The 25,341-nt window shown below is 56.8% G+C and carries 16 protein-coding genes and 3 pseudogenes; 13 read left to right on the forward strand and 6 right to left on the reverse strand.

Annotated elements, in window-relative coordinates:
* The first annotated feature begins 22 nt into the window (after positions 1-22).
* From SIN04_RS06240 to SIN04_RS06265, 6 genes are all read left to right on the forward strand, one after another.
* Positions 23-1,089, forward strand: a protein-coding gene (locus SIN04_RS06240) for an IS630 family transposase (RefSeq protein WP_341264299.1) whose coding sequence is annotated in 2 segments (ribosomal slippage) — positions 23-509 and positions 509-1,089 — 1,068 coding nt in all. Because the reading frame shifts where the segments join, the coding sequence is not laid out codon by codon here.
* A gap of 707 nt (positions 1,090-1,796) precedes the next feature.
* A complete protein-coding gene (locus SIN04_RS06245; RefSeq protein WP_341264300.1) occupies positions 1,797-2,513 on the forward strand; it encodes a hypothetical protein in 717 nt (238 codons plus the stop codon).
* 111 nt (positions 2,514-2,624) lie between these two features.
* Positions 2,625-3,800, forward strand: coding sequence for a hypothetical protein (locus SIN04_RS06250; RefSeq protein ID WP_134487373.1), 1,176 nt, complete (start codon positions 2,625-2,627; stop codon positions 3,798-3,800).
* A 296-nt stretch (positions 3,801-4,096) separates the two neighbouring features.
* Positions 4,097-5,977 (forward strand): hypothetical protein, encoded by a 1,881-nt coding sequence (locus SIN04_RS06255; protein ID WP_134487376.1) that lies wholly within the window; start codon positions 4,097-4,099, stop codon positions 5,975-5,977.
* A gap of 403 nt (positions 5,978-6,380) precedes the next feature.
* Positions 6,381-7,601 carry a hypothetical protein gene (locus tag SIN04_RS06260; RefSeq protein ID WP_134487378.1) on the forward strand — a complete coding sequence of 407 codons (1,221 nt, stop codon included), beginning with the start codon at positions 6,381-6,383 and terminating at the stop codon, positions 7,599-7,601.
* A gap of 667 nt (positions 7,602-8,268) precedes the next feature.
* Complete coding sequence (locus tag SIN04_RS06265) at positions 8,269-9,639, forward strand: S53 family peptidase (RefSeq protein WP_341264301.1); 1,371 nt, start codon at positions 8,269-8,271, stop codon at positions 9,637-9,639.
* A 45-nt stretch (positions 9,640-9,684) separates the two neighbouring features.
* Here the strand turns inward: SIN04_RS06265 and SIN04_RS06270 are convergent, their stop codons facing one another.
* Both SIN04_RS06270 and SIN04_RS06275 read right to left on the reverse strand, forming a co-directional pair.
* A complete protein-coding gene (locus SIN04_RS06270) occupies positions 9,685-10,557 on the reverse strand; it encodes a sulfotransferase (RefSeq protein WP_134487382.1) in 873 nt (290 codons plus the stop codon).
* Positions 10,526-11,443 (reverse strand): sulfotransferase family protein, encoded by a 918-nt coding sequence (locus tag SIN04_RS06275; protein WP_166795860.1) that lies wholly within the window; start codon positions 11,441-11,443, stop codon positions 10,526-10,528. The genes SIN04_RS06270 and SIN04_RS06275 overlap by 32 nt, the downstream gene beginning before the upstream one ends.
* A gap of 176 nt (positions 11,444-11,619) precedes the next feature.
* Between SIN04_RS06275 and SIN04_RS06280 the strand changes: the two genes are divergently transcribed.
* Both SIN04_RS06280 and SIN04_RS06285 read left to right on the forward strand, forming a co-directional pair.
* Positions 11,620-12,354 (forward strand): hypothetical protein, encoded by a 735-nt coding sequence (locus tag SIN04_RS06280; protein WP_134487388.1) that lies wholly within the window; start codon positions 11,620-11,622, stop codon positions 12,352-12,354.
* 7 nt (positions 12,355-12,361) lie between these two features.
* On the forward strand, positions 12,362-13,381 hold the full coding sequence (locus tag SIN04_RS06285) for a hypothetical protein (RefSeq protein ID WP_134487391.1): 1,020 nt from the start codon (positions 12,362-12,364) through the stop codon (positions 13,379-13,381).
* A gap of 245 nt (positions 13,382-13,626) precedes the next feature.
* Here the strand turns inward: SIN04_RS06285 and SIN04_RS06290 are convergent, their stop codons facing one another.
* Both SIN04_RS06290 and SIN04_RS06295 read right to left on the reverse strand, forming a co-directional pair.
* Positions 13,627-14,487: a glycosyltransferase family A protein gene (locus SIN04_RS06290; protein WP_166795861.1), complete on the reverse strand. Its 861-nt coding sequence runs from the start codon at positions 14,485-14,487 to the stop codon at positions 13,627-13,629.
* A 409-nt stretch (positions 14,488-14,896) separates the two neighbouring features.
* Positions 14,897-15,205, reverse strand: a pseudogene (locus SIN04_RS06295) (integrase core domain-containing protein); the annotation flags it as partial.
* A gap of 48 nt (positions 15,206-15,253) precedes the next feature.
* On the opposite strand from SIN04_RS06295, the pseudogene SIN04_RS06300 reads away from it, so the two are divergent.
* A pseudogene (locus tag SIN04_RS06300) lies at positions 15,254-16,079 on the forward strand (IS256 family transposase); the annotation flags it as partial.
* A 61-nt stretch (positions 16,080-16,140) separates the two neighbouring features.
* Here SIN04_RS06300 and SIN04_RS06305 read toward each other — a convergent pair.
* A pseudogene (locus tag SIN04_RS06305) lies at positions 16,141-17,021 on the reverse strand (transposase); the annotation flags it as partial.
* A gap of 195 nt (positions 17,022-17,216) precedes the next feature.
* On the opposite strand from SIN04_RS06305, the gene SIN04_RS06310 reads away from it, so the two are divergent.
* Positions 17,217-18,283 (forward strand): IS630 family transposase gene (locus SIN04_RS06310; protein ID WP_341264302.1). Its coding sequence is split into 2 segments (ribosomal slippage): positions 17,217-17,703 and positions 17,703-18,283, totalling 1,068 coding nucleotides; the frame shifts between segments, so codons are not numbered across the junction.
* 70 nt (positions 18,284-18,353) lie between these two features.
* Here SIN04_RS06310 and SIN04_RS06315 read toward each other — a convergent pair.
* Complete coding sequence (locus SIN04_RS06315; RefSeq protein WP_134487397.1) at positions 18,354-19,157, reverse strand: ABC transporter permease; 804 nt, start codon at positions 19,155-19,157, stop codon at positions 18,354-18,356.
* 583 nt (positions 19,158-19,740) lie between these two features.
* Between SIN04_RS06315 and SIN04_RS06320 the strand changes: the two genes are divergently transcribed.
* The 3 genes from SIN04_RS06320 to SIN04_RS06330 all read left to right on the forward strand — a co-directional run bounded on the left by SIN04_RS06320 (position 19,741) and on the right by SIN04_RS06330 (position 25,234).
* Positions 19,741-20,898, forward strand: a complete 1,158-nt coding sequence (locus SIN04_RS06320; protein ID WP_134487400.1) for a class I SAM-dependent methyltransferase — start codon at positions 19,741-19,743, stop codon at positions 20,896-20,898.
* A gap of 215 nt (positions 20,899-21,113) precedes the next feature.
* On the forward strand, positions 21,114-24,185 hold the full coding sequence (locus tag SIN04_RS06325) for a glycosyltransferase family 4 protein (RefSeq protein WP_134487403.1): 3,072 nt from the start codon (positions 21,114-21,116) through the stop codon (positions 24,183-24,185).
* Between the two features lie 65 nt (positions 24,186-24,250).
* Positions 24,251-25,234: an NAD-dependent epimerase/dehydratase family protein gene (locus tag SIN04_RS06330; protein ID WP_134487406.1), complete on the forward strand. Its 984-nt coding sequence runs from the start codon at positions 24,251-24,253 to the stop codon at positions 25,232-25,234.
* The last annotated feature ends 107 nt before the right edge of the window (positions 25,235-25,341 follow it).

A 25,341-nucleotide genomic window follows, 5' to 3' on the forward strand; every position in this document is an offset into this window, starting at 1 on the left:
TGGCGCGGGGAGGATACGCGCGATGGCGTCAGCGGTTAAATTACGGACGGATTTTTCAGCTGGCGAACTTCGGCGGCTTGCGACGGCGGCGAAGAACGCGAACCAGAGCCGGCGTCTATTGGCGCTGGCGGCGGTCCTGGACGGCATGAACCGGACAGATGCGGCGCGGATCGGCGGCATGGATCGCCAGACACTGCGCGACTGGGCGCATCGGTTTAACGACCATGGCCCAGACGGGCTTCTCGACAACTGGTCGAAGGGCAGGCCGACGCGCCTCTCGGCGGAGCAGCAGGCGGAACTGGCGCAGCTTGTCGAGACCGGTCCGGACCGGGCCGTGCATGGCGTCGTGCGCTGGCGGCGCGTCGACTTGCAACGCGTCATCGGCGAGCGCTTCGGCGTCGTCTATCACGAGCGTACGGTCGGCAAGCTCCTCAAGGCGCTCGGCTTCTCCCATGTCAGCGCCCGTCGGCGCCATCCGGGGCAGGACGCCCGGACGATCGAGGCGTTTAAAAAAACTTTGCGGCCGCGCTGAACGTCCATCTGGCCGGCGTCAGGAAGGGCAAACCCATCGAGATCTGGTTCCAGGACGAGGCCCGGATCGGCCAGAAGAACGGCATCGTCCGCCAATGGGCAAGACGCGGAACGCGGCCGCGTCAGCCTGCCGACCAGCGCTACGAGAGCGCCTGGCTCTTCGGCGCGATCTGCCCGGCCCGCGGAACCGGCGCGGCGCTCGCACTGCACTATGCCAACACAGAGGCCATGCAACTTCATCTCGACGAAATCTCACGCATGGTCGCCAAGGGCGCACACGCTGTCCTGCTGCTCGATCGCGCCGGGTGGCATACGACGGGCGCCCTCAACGTCCCAAAGAACATGACGCTGATTTTCCTGCCTTCCCGATCCCCGGAGCTGAACCCGGTCGAAAACATCTGGCAATATCTGCGCGCGAACTGGCCCTCGAACCGCGTCTTCGAAAGCTATGACGCCATCATCGACGCCGCCTGTGAGGCCTGGCGAAACCTCATCGCACAGCCCAACACAATCACCTCAATCGGCATGCGCGAATGGGCCCACATCGGTCAATCATAAGGGCCGTTGGTATCAGCCCCCGATATCGTTGGCAAACGGCTTATCGACGCTCCCCGCGTCATAAGCCAAAACAGGCGGAAATTCCAGTTTCGGCTGGCCTAAAAACCGGGAGCGGCTCACGTCAGGTCGGACTCTAACTCTACGTGGAGGAAATGCGCGGTGGCAGGTCACCAGCATTTTCGGCCGGGAGACCGCGTAAGCTGCCTTTCGAATGATCTGATGTCCGCAAACCTTGACTAGGTCGGCGCTATGCTGCTCAATTAACGTTTCAGCATCCGATGATGCGCTGTTTTTTTCCTGCGCCTCGCCGCTTTCGCGCATAACTCTTGGATCGAAACCTCATGAGGAAGGTCATCCTTGTTGTCGGAATGCATCGTAGCGGTACGTCCGCGATAACTGGAACGATGGTGCAGCTTGGCCTTGGCGCGCCGTTGACTCTCATGCCCTCCAACAACGAGAACGAGAGAGGTTATTGGGAATCGCTTAGAATTTCTGTTCTTCATGACGAGTTGCTCGCGGCAGCCGGAAGCAGCTGGCGCGACTGGCGTGCTTTTGACAGAACATGGCATCATTCAGTGTGCGGGAACGCTTTTAGGACCCGCGCCAAATTGCTTTTCGGCGAAGAATTTGGAGAAGCGGAGCTTTTTGCCTTCAAGGACCCGCGCCTGTGTCGAATCATACCTTTTTGGGTGGCGGCGTTCGAGGAAATGCAAATCGCTCCTCTGGTCGTCATTCCCATCCGCTCGCCGCTTGAAGTCGCTCAATCTCTTGCGAAACGGGACGGATTCAGCCTGGAAACAGGATTGCTTCTATGGTTAAGGCATGTCCTTGATGCCGAACGCGAAAGCCGCCATTTTCCGCGCGCCGTCGTGTCGATGGATGATCTTTTCGAGGACTGGCGGGGCGCGATTACCAAAATTGGCGGTCTGCTGGGGATCAAATGGCCGGCTTTTGACGAAGCGAGCGCCGCGGCCATAGACGCTTTTCTCTCGCCCGACCTCAGACATCAAAACGCCGCGGCGGACTCGCTGCCTCCCGTTTTTGCATGGACGATAAAAGCCTATGAGGCGATGCTGACTTTGCGCGATCGCCCGCAATCATCTCTGGCGCTCAGTGCGCTGGATGAAGTGAACTCAACGTTCGAATTGGCATGCGCCTTCATGGGTCCAGCTTTCGCCGAGGTCGAGAAAAGAGCCGCGCAGGCTGAGACCGAAGCCGCCGCCATTTGCAGGGAGCGAGACGAATTGACCCGCAGATATGAAAACCTCACCCACGCGCTCGTGCATCGCGCAAAACAGCGACGCAATGAATCTCATAGCATGCGGGTTGGGCCCTCCATTGACCCCGAGTTGAACCGTGAACGGGCGCGGCAAACGCTTCTTTCCATTAGGGCTACGCTAGCCGGCGTCTCCGCCGGGAGTTGAAAGAGCAGTGAATCGCGCGGCGCCTCGATCGTCGGTTCTGCCGTCGGTTCTGCGTCTCCAGGCCAGGCACATTGATCCTATGCAGATAATCCAAGCTCAACTGGACGGCCGATGAAATCGCGTGGGAACAAGACCGGTGACTGCCGCGGAGAGACCAAGAGTCCCAACGAGGACGCGTCAGGCGGCGAAAAGCTGCCCCGTCACCCGCGTGAAAACGAGCGCAAATCAAAGAAAACGCGTTCAGAAGCCAAGTCGTCCGGTGACGCCAGGAACCATGTAATCGAGATTGAAAATCAACTCGCGCAAATGCGCCAGCGGGTTTTCTCGTTAACCGGCCAGATTGATGAGACCGACGCCTTATTGGGAGAGGTCATACAGGTCTCCGCCGATCTGGAGGCCACGCTCATCGAAATGAAGGAGCGGCAAGCTGAAAGCGACGCAAGGGAAGGAGCGCTGGAGCGAGCGCTGGATCTGACTGAAAGAGCGAGTCAGGCAGGGAAGCAGCAAAACGCGGACCTCCATCTGGTCCTCTCAAGGGAACGTCAGCGGGCGGCAGAAACAAGCGATATGCTTGCGGCCCTTCAAGATAAGCTAGCGGTCGAGCAGGAGCACATATCTGCCTTGACAAATCAAGCCGCGGCCGCGGCTGGGAGTTCAACGCAAGATCGCTTACAGCTTGAAAGCTTAACCACCCATCTGGCCGCGACCGAAGTCAAACTCGCCGAAGAACAAGTTCGTTCGTCGGCTCTGGCCCAAGATCTGGAGACCGCGCGTCAGGCTGAGATAAACCAGAGAATAATATTGGTGCGTCATGAGCGTGAAATCGATGCTCTGTTGAATAGCACGTCGTGGCGGCTCAGCGCGCCCTGGAGGGCGTTCAAGAGGCAATTGTCATGCATCCGACGGCTGTTGCGCGGCAAGAAGGCCAATCCATTGTTCAACCGCCGTTGGTATCTGCAACGATATTCAGATGTGAAGGAAGGCGAAATCGATCCTTACGATCACTACCTGAGGCATGGCGCCCTCGAAGGGCGCGACCCTAATCCCTATTTTGATACCGATTGGTATTTACAACAGAACTCGGACGTCAAAAGCAGCGGCATAAATCCGCTCGTTCATTTTTATTTCCACGGCGCTGCCGAAGGCCGCGATCCGCATCCGTTATTTTCAAACAGCTGGTTTGTCGAACGGTATTCTGCACTTCCCGCCAAAAGTGCGGTGCGAATGCCGGCTTTGCTGAAAATGAGAAAGGGTCAGGCTGATAAGCAAACAAATCTTTTGGCATAAGAATATCGCGAAGCCACAATAGCCGATACATTGAAGGGCTAGATCAGCACAAACCGATGGACTTGCCGTGCGGTCCGGCCTATGTGGCTGCGCCGGGGGCGGCATTCCCTTTGACCCAAAAAATGCGCCGAGCTTCACGTCCTTGCGCAACTCGAAAATTGTGTCATTCCCGCAGTTGGCCCTTGCAAAGCAGCTTCGTTTATATACAAGCTGCTTGGCCCGCGCGCGCCACATATGGCATATCGTCGCTGATTATCAATATATTGCAAGAAATAGCTTTTCAAAGGGAGATTGAGTTGTCGCTTCGCAAGGCTTTATACTTCGTAGCATGGCTGCTGGCCGTCGCGCCGCAAACAGGGTTCGCGGCATGTATCGCGCCGGTCTCCAATCTGCCACTCGATGCGGTAAACGGCGTTTATCCATCTCTGCCAGCACTGCCTTGGACGGCGCCGTCCGGCTGGACACAGACGTCGACATCCTGGGCGGACAAGGGCGTGGCCATCAAGTTGACAACCGGCGACGGCGGGCCGCAGACGTTCATTGCTCACGGCGTCAATTACGAGCCGACCCAGATTGGCGGCGGCGCGGGCGTCAGCCCGTCAAACGATTTTTTCTATACCAATAGCTCCAAAACGTGGCTGCCGCTGTGGCAGCGCGATATTCCTCTGTTGCAGGCCCTGCACGTCAACAGCATTCGCACTTATGGCGTGTGGAAGTGGGAGCCTGGCTTTTTAAGCGCGAGCACCGGGGCCGACGGCGTCGCCACCTTCTGGCGGCAAGTTGATTTCTCTGTCCAAACGCAGGACGACACGCCTTTCTGCGATCCCGGCAATGGCGCGCTGACATACCCGCATCCAGACCACACCCACTTCCTCAACAAGATGTGGAATAACGGAGTCAACCCGATCTATGTGTGGATCGGCATTGCGCTCCCCGTCGAATTGTTCGACGCAAATTTCGATAAGACGCGGAAGGAAAACCTGCGCCAGTTCTATAAATATACGGCGCGCTGGCTGGCGCAGAAATATGGCAATCACCCGGCGGTGATTGGCTTCGTTATCAGCAATGAAGTCGATAATGGGGTGAACACCACGACTTCTAATTTCTGGAATACGCTAAATGATTTCAATGCGCTAGTCAAAGCGAGCGCACCGACAAAATTGACCATGGCCGTGTTTCACGATGGGCCGAACGCGTTTTCAACCATCACCCATGGTCAGTTCGCCGGGAAGACCGGGCCGCAGGTCTATCAACTCGATGTGCTGGGAGACAATCCGTACAATGATCCGGCGTTGCCGGGCAACCAGTACCAGCGGTTCCATGACGGCTTCGCGACCAACTGCACAACAACGGCGAACCAGCCTTGCATCAAACCGATGCTCCTGACCGAGTTCGGCACGCCGGCTGATACGCATGTCGCGCTCGCCGACGCGACGAAGGCTTATCCGACCACATGGATCGCCCCGAACTTCATTTGGTCGCCTTCGCCGCCGGCTCCGCAATGCTTGTCTGTGGGCAATCTCGGACCGCCGCCAGGATCCGGCAGCGATGGACCCGAGGCCGAACACGCCGCCCACAGCACGGTAGCGCAAGAACTGCCAGCGGACCCGACTCTGGCAAAATTCACGATGCCGACGAAACTCGTCCCGTTCTTCCCTAACAGCGGCGTCATGGCCGGGGATCCTCTCGCCGCCGCGCTTCAAGCCACCTGGATTACCAAGTTCTGGAAGCAGGCCGTGGCGCCACACCTCGCCAGCAATGGTCCCGATCGCGACACAAAATTCCTCTATGCGTCCGGCGGATACGTCTTCGAATTTCGCGACGAATGGTGGAAAGGCAATGAGACTTTTCCCTATTTCCACAGCGCCTCGGGAACAATCTCCTGTCAACCGGGACAAGGTTGTGGCCAAATGGCCTGCGCGAATACCGGCGGTGCTAACAACGTATTTCCGGGCGGCTGGGGCGACGAGGAATGGTTCGGCCTCACGTCTGCGCAGGTCAACCCCAATCGTTGTCCTGCGACAAACTTCAATTGCCCGGGAGGCGGAGGCCAAAACAAGTATCCTGTGGTGAACTACAACACCGGAGCACTGAACGGCGGGCCGGACATTCTCAAGCCGCGTGCGGCGATAGCGGCAATATGCGAAGTGTTCTCGGCGACCGGCATTTGCGATTGATTGCTTCGCCGTCCAGCGCCGCAGTCGTCTGATTTGTTCCGCGGACGCGTCTTGGTTGGAGTGCGGCCTTCGATGCAAGCCAAGGACATGCCCGTTTTGCTCATGACGCCGGCAAGATTAAACATGAGGCTCGACGGCGCCTTGTAATAAAGGCGCCTGAGGAATCACCGGCAGGTTTGCGCGGGCTGCCGCCGTGGGTGACGAATGTAACGAAGATACTCGGCCGGGCGGACATGAGAAGGCCAGGAGATGCTCTTCGGGGAAAGCTCGCGCTTTTAATGACAAATGTTGATTGCTGATTTTCGTGAATAATGCTAGTCGGACGAAGCTCGGCTGCGGGATAAATCTGCGCAATTTGCGATATAGGCAGGTAATAGCAGTCGGGCCTCACCGGGGGGTAGCTATGACGCGTTTGACGTTCGCATCTGTATTGTTCTTCGCCTTCGTAATGGCGTTCATGTCAATAGAGCCAAACCAGCGCGAGGCAGCGCTCGGCATTTCTAGCGCAAAGGCACAGACCGTTTCGCCGCTTAATCCTTGCGCAGCCCCAAATGCGATCAACCCGACCGATGCCGCGGAGACTGCGTGGCAACTTTGGGTGGCGGCCACTTGTCCCGTTAACACCCGCCAATATCCATTCGTGGTCTGGGAGGACTGGATCGAGCAGGCGCAGATGTATCCGGCGAATCCGGCTGCCGGTCTCGAGGTCCCAAACGCGAAGGCCGCTGGGCCAAACGCAACACATCTGTTGCACGGCAGCCCGCTCGCAACGTTGAAGAAGCCTAGTACCATCAAGCTGGTGCCTGGGCTGCTCGGCGGAGCGGACCAGAGCTGCAACAAGGCGAGCACGCCGCCGCCCGGGCAGCCTAATCTCGTCATTTGCGAGGAGGTGCGGCTGAACGGAGCGGTCGAGGATTATATCGCTGGAACGAAGCTTTGGAAGCGTGGCGGCCAAACCAAAGCCGCGGCAAATGGAACAGACATCCAGTTTTCGCCACCATCTGTCGAAATCAAGGCGGACTGGATTCAGCTATCAAGCATTGGGCTCGATTGCAGCACCCTGCCAGCCAAATTCTTCCAAAAAATCCACGTAGAAACGATCAACGGCAACTGCTTTGCGTTGGCTGGCATGCACCTGATGTCGAAGCTTCAAAACAAGTGGATATGGGCGACCTTTGAGCCGCAGAGCCCGATCACGAATCCGTACCGCTGCCAAGTTTTGGGTTGCACAGACGATTTTGGATCAACACCAACGGTGACGCACGGAGCGGATACGAGTTTGACGCCGGGGCTGACCGCGTTGATGACGGCGGCTAATTTGGCCCCTGAATTCTTTAACTACCGGTTGGATGGCGTTCAAATCGGATATTTCAAACCACAGCTGTTGGGAAATTCAATCATTGAAGGGGAAAACGCCGGAGTTCCGTTGACGCAGGCTTCATGTATTACGTGCCACAGCGTCTCCTCGATCAAAAGCGATGGTACAGATGGCATTACTTTGTTGACCTCTAATCCTGTTGGAGCGCCACCGGCGCTGCCCTCCGATGCTTGGATTCGTCGTGACTTTATTTGGTCTTTGTCGGAGGCCTGCTTCAATAGCCCCCTGCAGGCGTGCACGCAGTAAATTCTCGGCGCGCTGAACCGCTGGAGCGTCCTACCAGGCCCCCCAGCCGATCGGTGCGCCGTCTGCGCTTTCCTTGAAGCTCAAGGGCGCGACGACGCTTTGTTTCGTCAGACGAGCGAGCCAGCGGCGGGCGCTCGCCGCGTTCATTCCAAATCGCTCCGCCGCCTGGCGGCGCTGAAGACCATCATTCAATGGGGTCCGCCACGTGACGGCGCGGATCGAATGTAGAGAGCCTCGACCCCTGCACGCCAGTCTCCTTCGTCAGCGCGGGGCTTTAATCAGAAGCGCAGCCATTTGCGAATCCTCTCGGATTCGGCCGCATGAGATAAGACTTCAGGCGCAAATGACGCCGCCATAGGAAGTTTCCGCAGGCCGTTTTCGCGGTTAAAAACACCCGTTCCGGCGAGGCGGCACGATATCACGCGCCGCGCGGCTTCCCATCCGGGTGAGGGGATGCCAAACTGGGCATTCCACCGGAACGCTGTTAGGATCGCTTTGATTGAGGCAGTCACCGATTGAGGCAGTCAACGCCAGCGTGGCCGCGCTCCGGCACATCGGCGCGGATGTTCGTACTGGTGCTTTCACAAAGGATCAGCAGACCCTACAGCGCGAGGAGAGATATCAGAGATGCTCGCAACGTAGTGATTGGCAGAGCGAGACCTGTGTAATGAACCCGATTGAAATCACGAGGCTTGGACTTACGGTTTTGGCGATTTCGAGTAGCGTGGTGCAGGCGCAGACGCAGGCGCCTCGCAACATCACGCCGGCCGCGCCTCCAGGGCTTGCTATCTCTGATTTTGCGGTCCGAGACGGTGACTCGCGACTGAAGGGTCAAACAATCATACCAGAAGCAAGCACCGCCAAGCCTGGCGATTCAGGCCGCCGCGCGCATACCAACGTTCGCCTGTTTGTTCCAGCCAAAGCAGAGGAATCGCAAGAGGCGGGGATCGCTGCGCCAAAGGCGGCCGTCGGACCGCCGTTTTCGGGCTTCTACATCGAAACTCCGGCCTCTCTCGCGTGCCTATACGCCTTGGTCACTCCCATCGCCGGCTGCAACCCCAATGCGGTCACCGCTAACGCCCTTGGGGGCAGCAAGGTCGTGGCTATTGTCGATGCTTATGACAATCCATCGATCCTGACCGACCTACAGCGATTTTCCGCACAATTTGGCCTGCCCAGTCCGACCGCAACAAATTTTCAGGTCGTCTTCGCCGCCGGCGCGCGTCCGGCGCTCGACAATGGCTGGGCGCTGGAAGAAGCGCTTGACGTCGAAGTGGTTCATGCACTCGCTCCCGGCGCAAAAATTATCCTGGTCGAAGCTGCATCGAATTCGTATCCCGATCTTATGCAGGCTGAAGATATCGCAAGCTCAATGGTTACGGCGGCAGGGGGAGGGGAGGTTTCGAATAGCTGGGGCGGAGCTGAATTCTCTGGCGAGCTCTCTTATGCATCTCATTTCAATGGGAAAACCAATGTCGTCTTTTTCGCGTCCACTGGCGACGCGCCGGGCGTGTCCTTTCCATCGACATTGCCGTCGGTGATCGCGGTCGGCGGCACGAGCGTTTCGCGCAACGTCGAAACTGGAAAATTCAGACAGGAGACCACCTGGGCGGACGGGGGCGGGGGGGCGAGCGCTTATGTCCCGCGACCACCCTATCAGGATGGGATAAGCGGCCGCGTTGGAGATGCGCGGGGAGTGCCTGATATTTCATTTGACGGGAATCCAAACACCGGCGTCTGGGTTTACTGCGGAACAAGTTGCGGCGCTTCGGATCAGGGTGGGTGGTACATTGTTGGGGGGACCAGCGTGGGCTCTCCAGCCATTGCTGCGATGGTGAACAGCGCTGGGGGGTTCGCGGCGAATTCCGACATCGAGCATCAAAAACTGTATGCGCATCTTGGGACTGCGAGTTTCTTTAACGTCAACCTCGGTGTGTGCGGCCCCTATGCTGGTTTTTTTACCGTTTCCACTAATGCTGCGAAACTATGGGATTTCTGCACTGGGCTCGGATCTCCTCGCGGGCTCTCAGGCTTGTAACGATGCAGCGTGACAAGAGCGGCCCGAAAGCGGCTTAAGGCTTTGTCAAATCGGATGTGGCGCGTTGATGGGCCTGACTGCCAGGCCGTCCTTGGCGTATCCGAGAGCAATAGCGACTTCGCCGCATATAGACCAAATTTGCTCAGGCCTTTCATCGTTGATATCAAAGTTGCTGACGCGGGCCCAATCGATGTCCGGAATTTCATTCATCGGAACAACGTTCTTCCCGAGAAATTTGCCAAGTTCACAATGTGTTTCGACCGGATTCGCGCAAATGTCCTCATAGCGCAGCTGTAAATGCCGCTCGTCGGCGAGGGTTTTGGAAAGCGCGCGGCAGACATTTCCGACCTGGTAAGTCCACGTCACGGCATTGTGCAAATAAGGTTCGTCGAATTCGATGTTTTTGGGATTGAGCCCGCAAGCTACGTAGGCGGCGGGCAGCACGACTTGACCAACAGGGTTGCTCAAACGCGAGGTCATATGTGTGCGACGCAATGAACTGGTAACCGGATGACGGACGAGGTGAACGACCCGCGCGCGCGGAAAGGCCCGCAACACTTGCGGAAGCGCCAGCATCGTTTCTGGAAGCTTCCATCCCCAAGCAACATCTGACGGCAAGCCGGCCGCGGAGAGAATCCGCCCCGCTGTCCCGCGCAGCCGCTCACGCCAGTAAGCATCGCGGGTCGATCCGGCATCGACGCCCACTGTCGTCGACTCGATCGCCAAATCATAGATATCTTGGACCCATTCCACCGAGTCTGCGGTGGCGTTCAGCATATTACCCAAAAAAATCCCGTTTGAGGCGGCAAATGCCGACAGCAATCGCGTCCCGCTTCCGCCACGTCCAAGCAAGATAATCGGTTCAAGCGGATCCTGTGCAACGTCGCTACGGCTGCGTTGCATTGTCGGGTCCGCCATATCCAAAGCTCCTCGCCGACGCGCCGGCTATATGAATAACATCGGCTTGCTGCGCCTCATCGAGGTCGCTCCGCCAAACGAACAATGATGTAGCATCGATTGGGCGCGTCCGGTCAGTTCCGCCCGGACCTTCCCCTCGATACAAGGCGTGCGAGCGGAGCGCTTCAGCGGAATCTGGCAAATGGCATTCGTCCAGTATCCGTGAAATCATCCGGTCCGGCTCGCAGACCAGATCCTCATATCTAAACTGCGTCACGCAAATGCCCGCCTGGCGGAATGTTGGCGCCATACTTGATTTAATGTTCCAGATCGCGGCCCGCCTTATCCACGGAGGCTGAGCTTCATCTGCGATGAGCCGGTACTCCGCCGCGAACCGCTCGATTAGCTCTGGTCGATTATTGAGCAAACGAAGCTGGTTTCCGACGAAGTCGATGTGGCTAAGCCGGGCCATCGAAGCGACGACGGCTCTGGGGTCTCGCACGGGGTAGACGACAGATACAGGCGCTCGCAGAGATGAAAGCCGGCCGACGTCGTAGGTCAAGTTTGGAGCCTTAAGAACGAGGATCTTCGCGCCTATGTCGCCTGCAGTCACAGCGCCGCCGAGACGGCGCGGCTTATCCATTTGCCGATATTTCGCCTCGGCGCTTTTTACCATTGCCTCAGCAAGCGCCGCAGCATTATGGTGCCTGTCGGTCTCCGCATGGAACCAGGGATAAAGGCCATCAAACTCATCTACAAGAAAAGCCTGTGGATGAGCGCCGACGATCTGGCCCGTCAGCGTAGTCCCGCTTCGCTGACACCCTACGATAGCGACGACGCGCTCGATTCCGTCCCAAAAGCCGGTTCGCGAAATGTTGCTATATGTACCGTGGTCTTCCCAACCCACTAGCTCCCCCCTCCAAATTCTAAGATATCGGCTGAACTTGAAGAGGAAGTCAAATATATGCCAAGCGTTGCTTTGGGAGCAAGACACCGTCGTCTACTTCCCTTAACAATTGCATCAATCACCATCGACGCTCGGATCAGGCCTTGCGGCGCTCATTTGACTGAAAGTGAAATTAGATGAATCGCCGCACGATCGTGTTTCTGGCCTGGGGTGACGCCTTCATCAATAATGTTGGACGATGCATTGCGGAAAGTCGCCTTCCAGATTATCCGATTCTTCTTATCACCGACAATGAGACGGATGTCGCCTGTTTGCCCTCCCATGTAGCGGTCCTGAGACGAGATTTGATGTTTCCCGGCAAACTGGCAAAGCTCGAGCTGTTGTCGGCTGTGCCCGATGACCTTGAAACGGTTCTCTTCCTCGATGTCGACACTCGCGTGATAGGGGACATTTCCTTAGGGTTCGAGAAAGCAGAGCGTCATGGGGTAGCGATGGCGGCTGCGCCTCACTATTCGCTCGAGGATTTTCGCTCGTTCCGCAGCGTCATGGTCCGAGAGGGAGTTTCGCCTTGCGGCCAGATGATCTACAATTCCGGAGTTATCTTCTTTGCCGCGAACCGACCGGAAGTGCGAGACATCTTCAGTCTGGCGCGCGCCACTGCAAACAAGGACGAAATTGCGCCCTGGGGCGATCAACCATACATAAGTCTTGCAATGGAGATGCTGGGTTTCAATCCGTACACGCTATCTCCGAGCTTCAATCATCGCGCATTTGGAGAATTGATCAGCGGCTCTATCCGGATTTGGCATTCTTACAGTCCGTTACCTGCGGAAGCGCAAAATCTTTCACCAGGATATCTGCACCGCTATGAGAACGGCGCTCTTGTGAAGGCCGTAAAGGTGCCGTTGTGATTGAGCTATGAACAACATTCCCCGCATCATTATCCATGTTGGCGCGCCGAAAACCGGTTCGACTTACCTCCAAAAGCGACTGCGCGCGGATCCGGCGCACTTGCGGAGAAACGGGATTTACGTACCCGTCCTACCCTCGGTCGCGCAGATGGCCGGCAACGCTAAACTGCTCGCGACTGTCCTGAGCAAGCGTGCTTCTTTAAGCTTCGAGCGGATATTTCCAAACATCGACGTAACCAGGCTGAGGCCGACCGCGATTGTTTCCGAGTTGCTTCGCGATTGGCGGTCGGATGAGGAAGCTATTGTTCTTTCAGCTGAAAATTTCCGCCCGGAGCACGCGGGAGCACTTCGCGAGCTTCTCCCGACGTGCAGGGCCTGCGTCATTGTTCTGTTCGTGCGCCGACAAGACCAATGGATAGAATCCTACTTCAATCAGTTGACTAAAACAGCAGATGTAGCCGAGGATCTCTCGAGCTTCGTTACGCGGCTCTGCGACACGCAAGGTGAGCGCTTTTGTCGTCCTGATTGGAATGCTCATTACGAGGCATGGCGGCATGCTTTCGGCGCTTGCAACATCGTCTTTTACGACGAAGCCCGATCCGATCTGTTCTCCGCATTCTTAAGCGCGGCCGGCCTGCCCATCGTGCCCGACCTCATTGAGGTTCCCCCCGCTCAGGTTTCGCTCAACATCCATGATCTCGCCTATCTTTTGGCTCTGGAACGACCGTTCTCCCACGCGGACTTCGTCCGGCGCCGAGCGGCGGGCGAGCAGGCGTCAAAGCGTCTCGCGTCAGGAGTTCGGAGCATTCTCGGCGGGGCCGAACATGAAAAACTGCGTCAGCGGTTTGAAGCGTCAAACCATAATCTCCTGATCGCGCTCGGACGCGCCAATGAACCAAAACTTTTGCAATTGACGCCTTCCACGCGTCGCTGCGATCTGAATGAAGTATATGCGTCGGACGATTATGTTAGATACAGAAAACTGGCGGATGAAATATTTTCTGCGCAGCCGCGCGGTTCGGTCTAGGATTTTTTCCCAGGATCAATTGCTTCATTCGGACTCTTTGTATCCAACGAAAAGCCTTCTGTGTACTTACGGAGATATGATAGGGAACCCGTCAAAGCTCTGGCTGAAATAGCCCCGAAAGTCTCCCGACAGGCACTCCCACTTCGCTAAGAGGTAGGAGTAATGTCGTGTTTAATAAGACGCCAGCCTCCTGTGACGAAGCGACGGGAAGCCTTCGCGGTCCGGACCGTTGCCGCGCCGTAATTTTACCTCGACGAGGCGCTGCTTGAAAAACGTTCAATATGGCTGGCGCTCTCGGCATTGAAGGCGCCATACAGTAGCGGCCTGCGCACGGGACGCTTATATTCGACGCCCCGGATGGCTCGGTACTCGCGGCTGAATTCTGCCCAAGGTGACTCAAGCGCATTCGTCGCCACGCCGCCGTGGACCTGGTGAAACGTCGCCTCGCCTAGCAACATGATCAAACCCGATGTTGCATCTTCGGCCAGCCGATGCCACAGGTCTAAATTCGCCAGACCTCCGCCGGGCGTCCTGAAGCGGATATCATAGCCGCCATTTAAATCTCGCCAATGCGAACGCTTGAGGAACAATGCGTTTGCTTCTGCTGGCAATTCGAACCACCCCTCGGCTGAGGAACCAGCGAAACTAGAGATCTGGAAGAGCCGATAGCCGTCCTTCTCCCAGTCGCAACGAGCGAGAAGGGTATCTTCGACCTCCTGAGAATATCCCTCAAGGACGCTTTCCATCTGCACCTTGAAACCCAGATGAAAGGCCAAGGTCCCGATTACCGGCTTCGGATGGAGCTGAGACGCGGCCAGAGCATTGACAAGGAGGCCTGGGGACGCCATTCGAGCTCCATCGATGCAAACTCCGATAAGTTCGCCTTTCGCCGCAACCAACCCTTGGTGAATCGCGGCGACAGGCGAGGGAGTGGGATCGGGCGCATCGAGAACCCTGACGTTTGGCGCAAAGGGCTCCAGCTCCTGCTGGCGAAAAGGGCGTCGAGAGCCGTTATCGACCACTATCAACTCATAATCGTCGACACTCAATCCCTGCTGCATCGGGGGAGAGAATGACTTCAAGGTTCTCGGCAGCTCACGTTCCATGTTGTGAGCTATTAAAATGATGCTCAATGCAGGCATAGATTTGTCTACCATCATTCTATAAGTGACGATGTAAACGAAAAACTAGCAGAGCGCGCTCGGATTGTTGGGATAGTTTTTCCGGTTTGATAAGTCGCGCCTCTGCCGGGTTCCGGATCGCCGCGATCTGCGGCAGCCGGTTGAAATAGGCCTGATCTGACCTCTGCAGGTCAAGGCTGGATTGGATCGGGGGAATTGTGGAAGCGAGGATAGTTGGCGAGCGAGGCTCGGGCCTCCGCGATGAGCGGCGCAAAGACGCCGTAATAGCGATCAATGCACGACGGGGCTCAGCCAAAATCAGAGTTATTGGAGGCCTCCTGAGCCGCTCCCGGTTTTTAGGCCAGCCGAAACTGGAATTTCCGCCTGTTTTGGCTTATGACGCGGGGAGCGTCGATAAGCCGTTTGCCAACGATATCGGGGGCTTATTCCCGATCGCGCTATGGGGTCTGACCTCGTTATAGTCTCTACGCCAGACCTCCATTTTCTCCCGGGCGTCCGCAAGGCTCATGAACCAGGGGGCATTGAGGCACTCCGCCCGAAACTTGCCGTTGAACGACTGGATGAAAGCGTTGTCGGTCGGCTTGCCGGGCCGTGAAAAGTCGAGCACGACGCCCTTCTGATAGGCCCACAGATCAAGGTCCCGCGAGATGAATTCGGAGCCCTGATCCACCCGGAGGGACTGTCAGGAATCTTGTGTGCTGGGCCATAATGACGCCGATGGAGGGCTCATATGGCAATCAAGAAAGACACCCTGGATCAACTTCTGGCCGGCCGCGATCCGAAAGAGGTTTTCAACAAGGACGGCTTATTCGATGAGCTGAAGAAGGCGCTGGCCGAGCGGGTGCTAAACGCTGAGATTGACGATCATCTTGAGGGCGAGACGGCCGAGGGCAGGAAAAAGCCACCGCAATGGCTATTCGAACAAGAAGGTGATCACCGAGACGTCGAAGCTCGATATTCGCATACCGCGCGATCGTGAGGGAACTTTCGATCCCAAGCTGATCGCCAGATACCAGCGCCGGTTTCCCGGTTTCGACGAGAAGATCGTGTCGATGTATCCGCGCGGCATGACGGTGCGGGAGATTCAGGGACATCTGCTTGAGATTTATGGGCTGGATGTTTCGTCCGACCTGATCTCGACGGTGACGGATGCGGTTCTGGAGACGGTTGGCGAATGGCGGAACCGCCCTTTGGAGGCGAGCTATCCGCTTGTTTTCTTTGATGCGTTGCGGGTTAAAATCCGGGACGAAGGCCTGGTGCGCAACAAGGCCGTCTATATCGCGCTGGGCGTCAAGGCGGATGGGACGAAGGATATTTTGGGTCTTTGGATCGAAAATACCGAAGGCGCCAAATTCTGGCTGCGGGTGATGAACGAGCTGAAGAACCGGGGCGTCAATGACGTTCTGACCGCCGTCGTCGACGGTTTGAAAGGCTTTCCGGAGGCGATCAACGCCGTCTTTCCGCAGACGATCGTTCAAACATGTATCGTTTCTCGTCTTGCGCGAGACCGCCCGAGAGTGGAAAATGCCGCCGCGCGAATGGTTCGAGGCAAAGACCCAATTCGCCATCATGTTCGACGAAAGGTTCGTTCAAGCATGATGGCTCACCGGCCTCGCACACAAAATTTCTGACACTCCCAGCTCGGATCGTCTTCGGATAGCCGACGCTCTTGCAGATCCGCTCCAGCGTCAAGACCACGTCTTCGCCCCGATAGCTGAAACGGGGATCAATAGCCGGAGAGAAGCGGGAAAACGTGTCGACTATGGTCAACACGCGAAGCTTTCGGCCTGTCGCCAACTGGTCATGCACAAAGTCCATCCCCTCCGCTGGCTTCTCCAACAGGCTGCGCCTGCCGGAGCCTCAAACCAGCTCCGCCCAGGTTTCGTTGTGCTGCATGGCGGCGCATCGGTCGTCCCGCAGTTTGGCCTTCACCCGCCTCTTTGGGGTCTTGTTCCGCAATTGCAGGCCAATATCCTTGTGAAGCCGATAGATCCGCTGGCGTTCGCCGCCCAGCCTTCCCGCCGCAGCAGCACGTGAATGCGCCGATAGCCATAGCGCACGCGCGTCTCCGCGATCTCCTTGATCCGCTGCTTGATATCCGCCTGGCCGCCCCGTTTGGAATTGTAGGCGTACGGCGCCCGGTCGACCCGCAGGGCCGAGCAAAGGCGCGCCGGATCGAGACTTTCCGATCCGATCGCAGCTTGTCGACAAGCTCCCGCTTGCGGCCAGGCGTCAGTGCTTTTTTGCCAGCACGTCCTGAAGCATGGCTTTGTCCAAGGACAGGTCGGCGACAATCCGTTTCAGCTTGGCGTTTTCTTCCTCAAGCTGGCGCAGCCGCTTCATCTCCGACGGCATCAGGCCAGCGTATTTCTTGCGCCAGTTGTAAAAGGTCGCATCCGAAATGCCCGCCTTGCGACAGACCTCGCAACGGCAACGCCATCCTCCGCCTGCTTCAAAACGAAGGCGATCTGCGTCTCCGTGAACTTGCTCGTTTTCATGGAATTCTCCTTGATCAGGGATCATAATTGGAAAATCCCAGTTCAAAATGGCCGGGTTTTCAGGGAGCAGGTCAAGCCCAAGGGGTAAGGTCATCGCCTACTGAGCTTGTCATACCAACGGCCTCGATATTTGACTCGTGAGGGATTCCGCTTTCGCGTCTGAGATGATTGCATGGCGCGGGGAGGATACGCGCGATGGCGTCAGCGGTTAAATTACGGACGGATTTTTCAGCTGGCGAACTTCGGCGGCTTGCGACGGCGGCGAAGAACGCGAACCAGAGCCGGCGTCTATTGGCGCTGGCGGCGGTCCTGGACGGCATGAACCGGACAGATGCGGCGCGGATCGGCGGCATGGATCGCCAGACACTGCGCGACTGGGCGCATCGGTTTAACGACCATGGCCCAGACGGGCTTCTCGACAACTGGTCGAAGGGCAGGCCGACGCGCCTCTCGGCGGAGCAGCAGGCGGAACTGGCGCAGCTTGTCGAGACCGGTCCGGACCGGGCCGTGCATGGCGTCGTGCGCTGGCGGCGCGTCGACTTGCAACGCGTCATCGGCGAGCGCTTCGGCGTCGTCTATCACGAGCGTACGGTCGGCAAGCTCCTCAAGGCGCTCGGCTTCTCCCATGTCAGCGCCCGTCGGCGCCATCCGGGGCAGGACGCCCGGACGATCGAGGCGTTTAAAAAAACTTTGCGGCCGCGCTGAACGTCCATCTGGCCGGCGTCAGGAAGGGCAAACCCATCGAGATCTGGTTCCAGGACGAGGCCCGGATCGGCCAGAAGAACGGCATCGTCCGCCAATGGGCAAGACGCGGAACGCGGCCGCGTCAGCCTGCCGACCAGCGCTACGAGAGCGCCTGGCTCTTCGGCGCGATCTGCCCGGCCCGCGGAACCGGCGCGGCGCTCGCACTGCACTATGCCAACACAGAGGCCATGCAACTTCATCTCGACGAAATCTCACGCATGGTCGCCAAGGGCGCACACGCTGTCCTGCTGCTCGATCGCGCCGGGTGGCATACGACGGGCGCCCTCAACGTCCCAAAGAACATGACGCTGATTTTCCTGCCTTCCCGATCCCCGGAGCTGAACCCGGTCGAAAACATCTGGCAATATCTGCGCGCGAACTGGCCCTCGAACCGCGTCTTCGAAAGCTATGACGCCATCATCGACGCCGCCTGTGAGGCCTGGCGAAACCTCATCGCACAGCCCAAAACAATCACCTCAATCGGCATGCGCGAATGGGCCCACATCGGTCAATCATAAGGGCCGTTGGTATCTATGGGCTTTAATAAAGCCGGGTTGGATCGTACCCAGCAAATCAGGCATGCGGAGCTTATCGAAGCCTTCGCCTTGCAAGCTTCTCGGACATGAGACTGATGCCCAAACACGCTGTCGAAAAAGCGAAGAGATAAGGAATATTAACAAGCTTATCCGGGTAATCCTCGTAATACGACGAACGGATCCACTCGACGCATTGCAGCAATGGATTCAAAGCGGCCCAGTGATCATAAGGATCCGGGATCGCCGGAGGAAAGAAGATAATGCCTGAGCTGATCCAAAAAAGCGGCATCGAAAGGTTAAACAACAGGGCCCATATTGGAACAACTTGTGCAATTAAGCCATTCAAGACACCAAATGAAAACGCAAAATAAATCGTTCCGGCAATCGCAAAAACGAAGCCCGTAGGATCCCGCGGCGAAAACCCGTCTGAGAAAAAGACCAATATCAATATCACGACAATTGAAAGAACGATCGAATTTGCGAGTTCCAAAGCGCCTCTTGCAAGCAGAATATCGAAAACCTTTACTCTACTAAAATAAAGAAGCTGCCGGTTTATGATAAGCGCCATAACAAGCTGTCTGGCAGCGTAAACATAAATCACAAATGGAAGTATGGATACGCCGTAATAGACAAGCTGGTCCGTTCCTACCGCCGGTAACCGGCCGAAAGTTTTGAAGACGATCACTACGGCCAGAAGATGCCCGAGGGGCATCAATAAGAGAACAATCAAGCCTGTGCCGTAGGGTCCGGTTTGGACGCTGATATCGCGCAACAAAATTGCCCGGACGACTGCCAGATTGACCGCAAGCGCGGACGAGGCGGGCCGCGATGGCTTAATCGTCATGTTTGATTGCATGGCTGCGCCTCAATGTTTCGTTCCCGCAACTCAATTCGCGTCATCGATTTAGGAGCCTGCCGATTTCTTGTGCTTTCAGGACGGATTTTTCGAAGTGTCCGATAATTGCGGACTGACTGAGGCGCAACCCCGCTGTAGATGTTTGATCGCCTCCAAGGCTCCGACGCAGCTGCGCGTCGATGGTTCGCATCTCTAATGAGAACTCCGAGCGGAATTGCGGCAGAGCGCCAGGACCCGGTTTATGCCGCCGCCCTCGCCATCGTTTGACGGCGCCGACGCCGTCCCGGTGACGATCAATGATTGCCCGGCGATGACCGGAGAAAAGCGCATTCCTGACCATAAGCCTGCGCGGAAGAGGAAATCATTCCGGAATTAAGCCGGCGGCTCGAAAGGCGAGCGAGGCCGAATCGCATCAGATCCATTTTGACCGACGATCCCATGCCGGTGAGAGCTTTGGTTGACAGCACGTTGAAGAAGGGTACTTTGCCCCCCATGTGATTATGGTCTTTCGACGTGGCGGGCGCGCACGGTTAGTCTGTTTTCTTGGCCGTCCCGTGATGGATATTCGCACCCGGGAGAAATAATGCTGGATTTGCTAAAAAGTATTTATAGCAAGGTTCCGTCCTGGGTTTCGACAGGAACGATAACATCGGCAGAGGCTGCTGTTCTTTCCAGCATGGTTCAACGGTTGCGGCCGCGTGTTCTGGTCGAAGTCGGAACGGCTTCTGGAGTTTCGACGGCCGTGCTCGCCGCCGCCGCGGATGCGGCCGACCAGCAATGGGAACTGCACACTTTCGACATCATGGAAGTCTGTTACTTCGACGAGTCGAAGATCGTCGGACAGGCTGCTCTCGAAATCCTCGGCGAGCGTCCGAATGTACATTTTCATCGGTCGTCGACCGCGCTCGACATCAAGGCGACGCTGGGCGACCGGCAAGTGGATTTCGTCTTCATCGACGCGTCTCATTCGTCGCCCTGGGCTGCGATCGACCTGCTCAGCATTCTGCCGAACTTAAGGGAAGGAGCCGTTATCGCTTTACACGACCTTCTGTTGCCTTTCCGCGAGGGCTATTCGCACCAAAATGCCGCGCGTGACATTTTCCGGGTTTGGCGCGGTCAAAAATGGACGGAGGCGAGCGCGCCGAATCTCGGAATTTTGCGCTTCACCGATATTAAGCAGACGCTCGCCGACATCGCGACATTGCTGCAGGCTGATTGGGACATTGCGCACAGCGCCGAGGTCATAGACGACTTTGTTTCCCTGCTATCGCCCTTTGCGGAGATCGACTATCCGGGCGAGGCGCAGTGCCGAATGTTTTTCGCCAAATGCGTTCCCGAGGTCATCAACGGCAACCAACATACCAAGCCGGCCCGTTTTCCGTTTGCTTGCGGCTCCCAGGTCCATCCAAATCAAACCGACGACGCCCTCCGCGTGATCTGGAAGGGACTGCCAACTTCATCAGGGACGCATTTGCTGTTTTCGGCCTATGCCAGCAATGGCGCGGCTGACAACCCCGGCGCCGTGGTTAGCGTTCGCGACCTCAATCGGAAGCCCGATGAAATCCAAAGCATCTCGGTGGAGCCTCGCACGCGGACTTTCATAGACTTTGAAACTGGTAATTGTGATCATCTTGATCTGGAGATTGCTGTCACCCCCACACCAGGATTGCACGCCTATTATGCAGGAATCGAACTCTCGCCGTTCACGGTCAAAGGAGCCGGGAGCTCCCGGAAAAATTGACGTGGCTCTTTCGCAATTTCTCTATGACGAATGAGATGAGACCCCACCCGGAACTCCATAAAAGCAGAGTTGTGTTCGAAGCGCTGCGTCGCGAGCAAAAGCGGATGTCTCTCGATAAGCGCGACCGACGGCGCGCTGGTTGAGAACCTCGCTTTTCTGTCTAAGAATGCTCTCTGAGTTTGGCTTGATAAGGAAATAGGTGGGGGCGCCTAAACATGGGGCAATTTATAGAAAGCGTCGATGTCAACATTGACGAATCTCTATTGAAGATAATCCGGTCAAGTGGATTATTTGATATTGAATGGATCTATCTGACGGCTCCTCTCGTCCGCGGGGACGTGGACGAATTGATCAAACAATATCTTAGGGGTGAAGAGCCTAAATTTAGCGCAAATTCTCTTTTCGATGAGGAGTGGTATTCGAAGCACAATTCGGATGTCGCGGATGCGGGAATTCATCCCCTCGTGCATTACATTTTGTTCGGCGCCAAAGAGCGGCGCGCGCCTAGCCCACTCTTTAATCCGGAATGGTACGAGGAGACCTATCCCGAGTCTAGCCAAGCGGATGAAGGGACCTTTAGCTTCCACTTGACTGCGGGAAGGGTGCTGGGAAATAGCCCGAACCGGCTTTTCGATGTCGCGTGGTATTTATTACAGAATCCGGATGTTGCGGCTTCGGGGATCGATCCGGTCGATCATTATGTCGCCTTCGGCGCCGCGGAAGGACGCAACCCCCATGCTGAGTTTGAGACCCGCTGGTATACCAGCCGGCATCCAGACCTGCTGCGTCTGGGCGCGAATCCCCTTGCTCACTTTCTTGAGTTTGGAGCGCCCCGCCAGGAACGAACGCGCTATAAGCCCCTTTCCGGCGGCTCGGTGAACGCTGATCTTCCACCCGGATGGGCGAAGCTCAAATACTATAATGTGGTGAAGCCAAGGCTCGGCGAAAGCTTCAAACTCAACGACCCGCGGCCGAGAATCTTATTCGTAACCCACGATATGTCCCGGACCGGGGCTCCTCTGATCATTCTGACGCTAATAAAATTCTTTGCTCAGCTCAACCAATACAGCTTAATTACATTCACTGATCAACCGGGGGATCTCGAGAGAGACTTTCGTAGATATAGCCACGTGTTTGATTCATCACGGCATTCGATAAATGACAAAGAGCTGAACCTCAGCGACCTGGTGAGCGAACTGGGGTTAGGCGGCCCTGTGATTCTCGCCCTATGCAACACCGCCAACACAAACCACTACTCCGGACCGTTCCACGCACTTGGCATTCCGGTCATCTCGCTTGTTCATGAAATGCTGTATTTGTACCCAGAAAACTACATTAGGGACCTGTACGAATTCTCGGACCAAATCATTTTTCCTGCCCAATTTGTCCGTGATGTGGCCGACGCTAAAGTGCCGCTTCCGCCGGGGCTCTCGAAAGTTTTGCCGCAGGGCCTACTCGATGCTCGTTTTGGCGACGGTTCTCGAGAAGAAGCGCGATTGTCGGTTCGTCGTGAACTCGGAGTTTCAGCGGACGCGCTTCTTGTTCTTGGATGCGGGACCGTCAATATCCGCAAGGGCGTCGATATTTTTATTAGCGTCGCCCAGCGTATTTTTCAGACGCTCGGAGATCGTGCGCACTTCGTCTGGCTGGGTTCAGACACGATGGACAAAAATTTCGCGTATTGGATGAAAAAAGATGTCGACAGCTCTAATATTCGCGACGTCTTCCATTTTGCCGGATTGAAAGACGATCCGGCTCCTTACTATCAGGCAGCGGATGTTTTTGCCATGACGTCGCGGGAAGACCCTTTCCCGTGCGTCATACACGAGGCGATGGCTTGCTCTCTCGCCACAGTCGCCTTTGCCGACGCCGGCGGAGCCCCCGAGGCCCTGGCGGAAGACAGCGGTATTGTCGTGCCTTACGGCGACGTATCGGCGATGGCTGCTGAAATCGAAAAACTGCTTACGCGTTCGGATGAGCGTGCACGCATCGGTGCAAATGCGTTACGCAGGGTCGAGACGCGCTACCGTTTCGAAGATTACTTCCTCAGCGTCGCTTCTCTGGCTCGGGAAACGCTAGGCGCGCCTCTGATCGAGACCAAGAGCCGGGCCAAAGTGCCCGTCAAGCCCCGCGTTTTTTTCTTCGGGCGCGATTGGTGGATAAGCGGCGTCAATTCGTTCACAGAAACGCTGATGCATGACCTGATCGATCGCGGCGTTGATTGCGAACTTGTCTTTCCAAGCTTCAACGATTCAAACCGCAAGTTTCTCCCGCAATTGCCGATGCGCTTTCTTAATCTTATCGGCCCGCAGGAGGATGAATGGCAGCGGTTGATCGATTTTGCCAATGAAAACGCGCCGTGCATCCTAGTGCCCAACTATGATTATCTGACCTCGGCGATAACTCCGGCGCTTTCGAGCCGGATTGGCGTCGTGGGCATCGTGCATAGCGACGACATCGAGCATTATGATCATGTGTACAGGCTCGCGCGTTACTGGAACAAGATCGTCTGCAGCAATCGGCATCTTCTGGATAAAGTGGTGGACATAAATCCCTCCCTGGCCGACAGAACCCTCGTCATACCCTATGGCGTTTCAGTAAAGGGCGGGGTAGCGCGAATCGCAAACCGGGCGGCGGACCACCCGATTCGTATCGTCTTTTGCGGACGCCTCATGCAACACCAGAAGCGTGTGAGAGATCTTGTGGCGATCACGAGGAGCCTCGATCGCGAAGCCGTTCCATATCGCTTGACTGTCATCGGCGAAGGCGACGAACGGGAGTGGCTGGCGACATCGTGGAATGAGAAAATCAAGAACGGCGTCGTCAGCATGGTTGGCCGCCTCACCCGTGAAGAAATGTACGAGGTTTTTCGTGAAAGCGATGTGTTCCTGCTGGTATCGTCTTTCGAAGGCATGCCGATCTCCCTGATCGAGGCCATGGCCTGCGGATGCGCGCCCGTCGTGAGCGATCTACCCAGTGGAATTCCAGATCTCGTCTCGATGGATGTAGGAGATCGACTGCCGATCGGCGACGTTCACGCCTTCGCTCAGTCCATCGCCGCACTCCAGCGCAATCCAGCGCGACTGGCCTCCATGTCCGCTGCGGCGATAAAGCGTGTCAGCGAGGGCGGGTTTCGGACGGGCGACATGGGCGAGCATTATCTCGCGGTCTTTGAGGAGATCTGGAGCGATCTTTTGTCTGGCCGCTATGTTCGACCGCAATCGCTGGTCTGGCGTGGCCCGCTTTCCAGCGTTTCGCCCCCAAGTTACCTTTTTAAGGGGCTATGAATGAGTCTGGGGCCTTGTACGATTCGTCAATTTGACGCTCGCCCCTGGGACTTAGATCCATCGCGATGACCGAAGCCGCAAAAGAGAGCCTCTGCCTGCCGCAGTTACGCAACGCACGATGTACGGTGCTTGGCGCGGGAGGTTTCTTTGGCGTCAATCTGTGCCGCAGCCTGGCCGCGCAAGGCGCGCAGGTGACCGCGATAGGTCGTGTTCTGAATTATCCAAATGCTTTCCCGGAAAACGTACGCTGGACCAGCGCCGAACTGGATGACCGCAATGTCTTACGTCATGCTGTCGATGGAGCCGATTTTGTTTTCTACCTCCTGAGCGCTTCCGTTCCGGGAACGCCCACGCGGGAGATCGTGACCGATCTGACTAACGACTGTTCGCCGGCTCTAAACTTGCTCGAAGTCTGTCGTGAGGGTTCTGTCGGCAAGATCGTCTTTGCGTCTTCCGGCGGCACCGTTTACGGAATTCCTCACAGCACGCCTATCCGGGAAGATCATCCCACCAATCCGATCTCGCCCTACGGCGTCAACAAGCTCCTCATCGAGAAATACCTTTACTTTTATGCCCATGCATATGGCGTCGACTATCAGGTGCTGCGCGTTTCCAATCCCTATGGACCGTTTCAGCGCTCCACTAAGCGCCAAGGGCTGGTCGCCGAAGTCATCCACAGGGTCCTTCATCGCAAGCCAATCGATATTTGGGGTGATGGAGGAACCGTTCGGGACTACATCTATATCGAGGATGTTGTCGATGCGTTTTTGCTCGCCGCTCTCTACAGCGGGCCTCATAAAGTCATGAACGTGGCAAGTGGAATCGGCCGCAGCATCGTTGAGGTTATCTCAGATATTGCGCGGTGCATTGGCGACCCGAAGCCCGAGATTCGCTTCCAGGAAGGGCGTAAGGCGGACGTCCCCGCCAATGTGCTCGACGCCTCCCTGATCGCCAACGAAACCGGCTGGCGGCCCAAAATTTGCTGGAAACAAGGTTTGCACGCGACAGTCGCTTTCAATGCCAAGCAGGATGGATTCAAGGCGCTTTGACGCCTGCCTCGGTCCAATATGGAGCGCAGCGATCGTCGTCGAGCGCCTCGGCGCATTTTCAAGGCGCGCCCTCGCGTTTCATTTGCAGCCGGCGAAATGGGACGCAC

The sequence above is a fragment of the Methylocella tundrae genome (assembly GCF_038024855.1).
In the GTDB taxonomy this organism is placed as follows: domain Bacteria; phylum Pseudomonadota; class Alphaproteobacteria; order Rhizobiales; family Beijerinckiaceae; genus Methylocapsa; species Methylocapsa tundrae.

Coding starts and splice junctions, on each gene's coding strand:
- SIN04_RS06265 (WP_341264301.1), top strand. CDS start 8,269: ATGAACCCGATTGAAATCACGAGGCTTGGACTTACGGTTTTGGCGATT.
- SIN04_RS06245 (WP_341264300.1), top strand. CDS start 1,797: ATGCAAATCGCTCCTCTGGTCGTCATTCCCATCCGCTCGCCGCTTGAA.
- SIN04_RS06320 (WP_134487400.1), top strand. CDS start 19,741: ATGCTGGATTTGCTAAAAAGTATTTATAGCAAGGTTCCGTCCTGGGTT.
- SIN04_RS06260 (WP_134487378.1), top strand. CDS start 6,381: ATGACGCGTTTGACGTTCGCATCTGTATTGTTCTTCGCCTTCGTAATG.
- SIN04_RS06315 (WP_134487397.1), bottom strand. CDS start 19,157: ATGCAATCAAACATGACGATTAAGCCATCGCGGCCCGCCTCGTCCGCG.
- SIN04_RS06280 (WP_134487388.1), top strand. CDS start 11,620: ATGAATCGCCGCACGATCGTGTTTCTGGCCTGGGGTGACGCCTTCATC.
- SIN04_RS06325 (WP_134487403.1), top strand. CDS start 21,114: ATGGGGCAATTTATAGAAAGCGTCGATGTCAACATTGACGAATCTCTA.
- SIN04_RS06285 (WP_134487391.1), top strand. CDS start 12,362: ATGAACAACATTCCCCGCATCATTATCCATGTTGGCGCGCCGAAAACC.
- SIN04_RS06290 (WP_166795861.1), bottom strand. CDS start 14,487: ATGGAACGTGAGCTGCCGAGAACCTTGAAGTCATTCTCTCCCCCGATG.
- SIN04_RS06270 (WP_134487382.1), bottom strand. CDS start 10,557: ATGGCGGACCCGACAATGCAACGCAGCCGTAGCGACGTTGCACAGGAT.
- SIN04_RS06330 (WP_134487406.1), top strand. CDS start 24,251: ATGACCGAAGCCGCAAAAGAGAGCCTCTGCCTGCCGCAGTTACGCAAC.
- SIN04_RS06250 (WP_134487373.1), top strand. CDS start 2,625: ATGAAATCGCGTGGGAACAAGACCGGTGACTGCCGCGGAGAGACCAAG.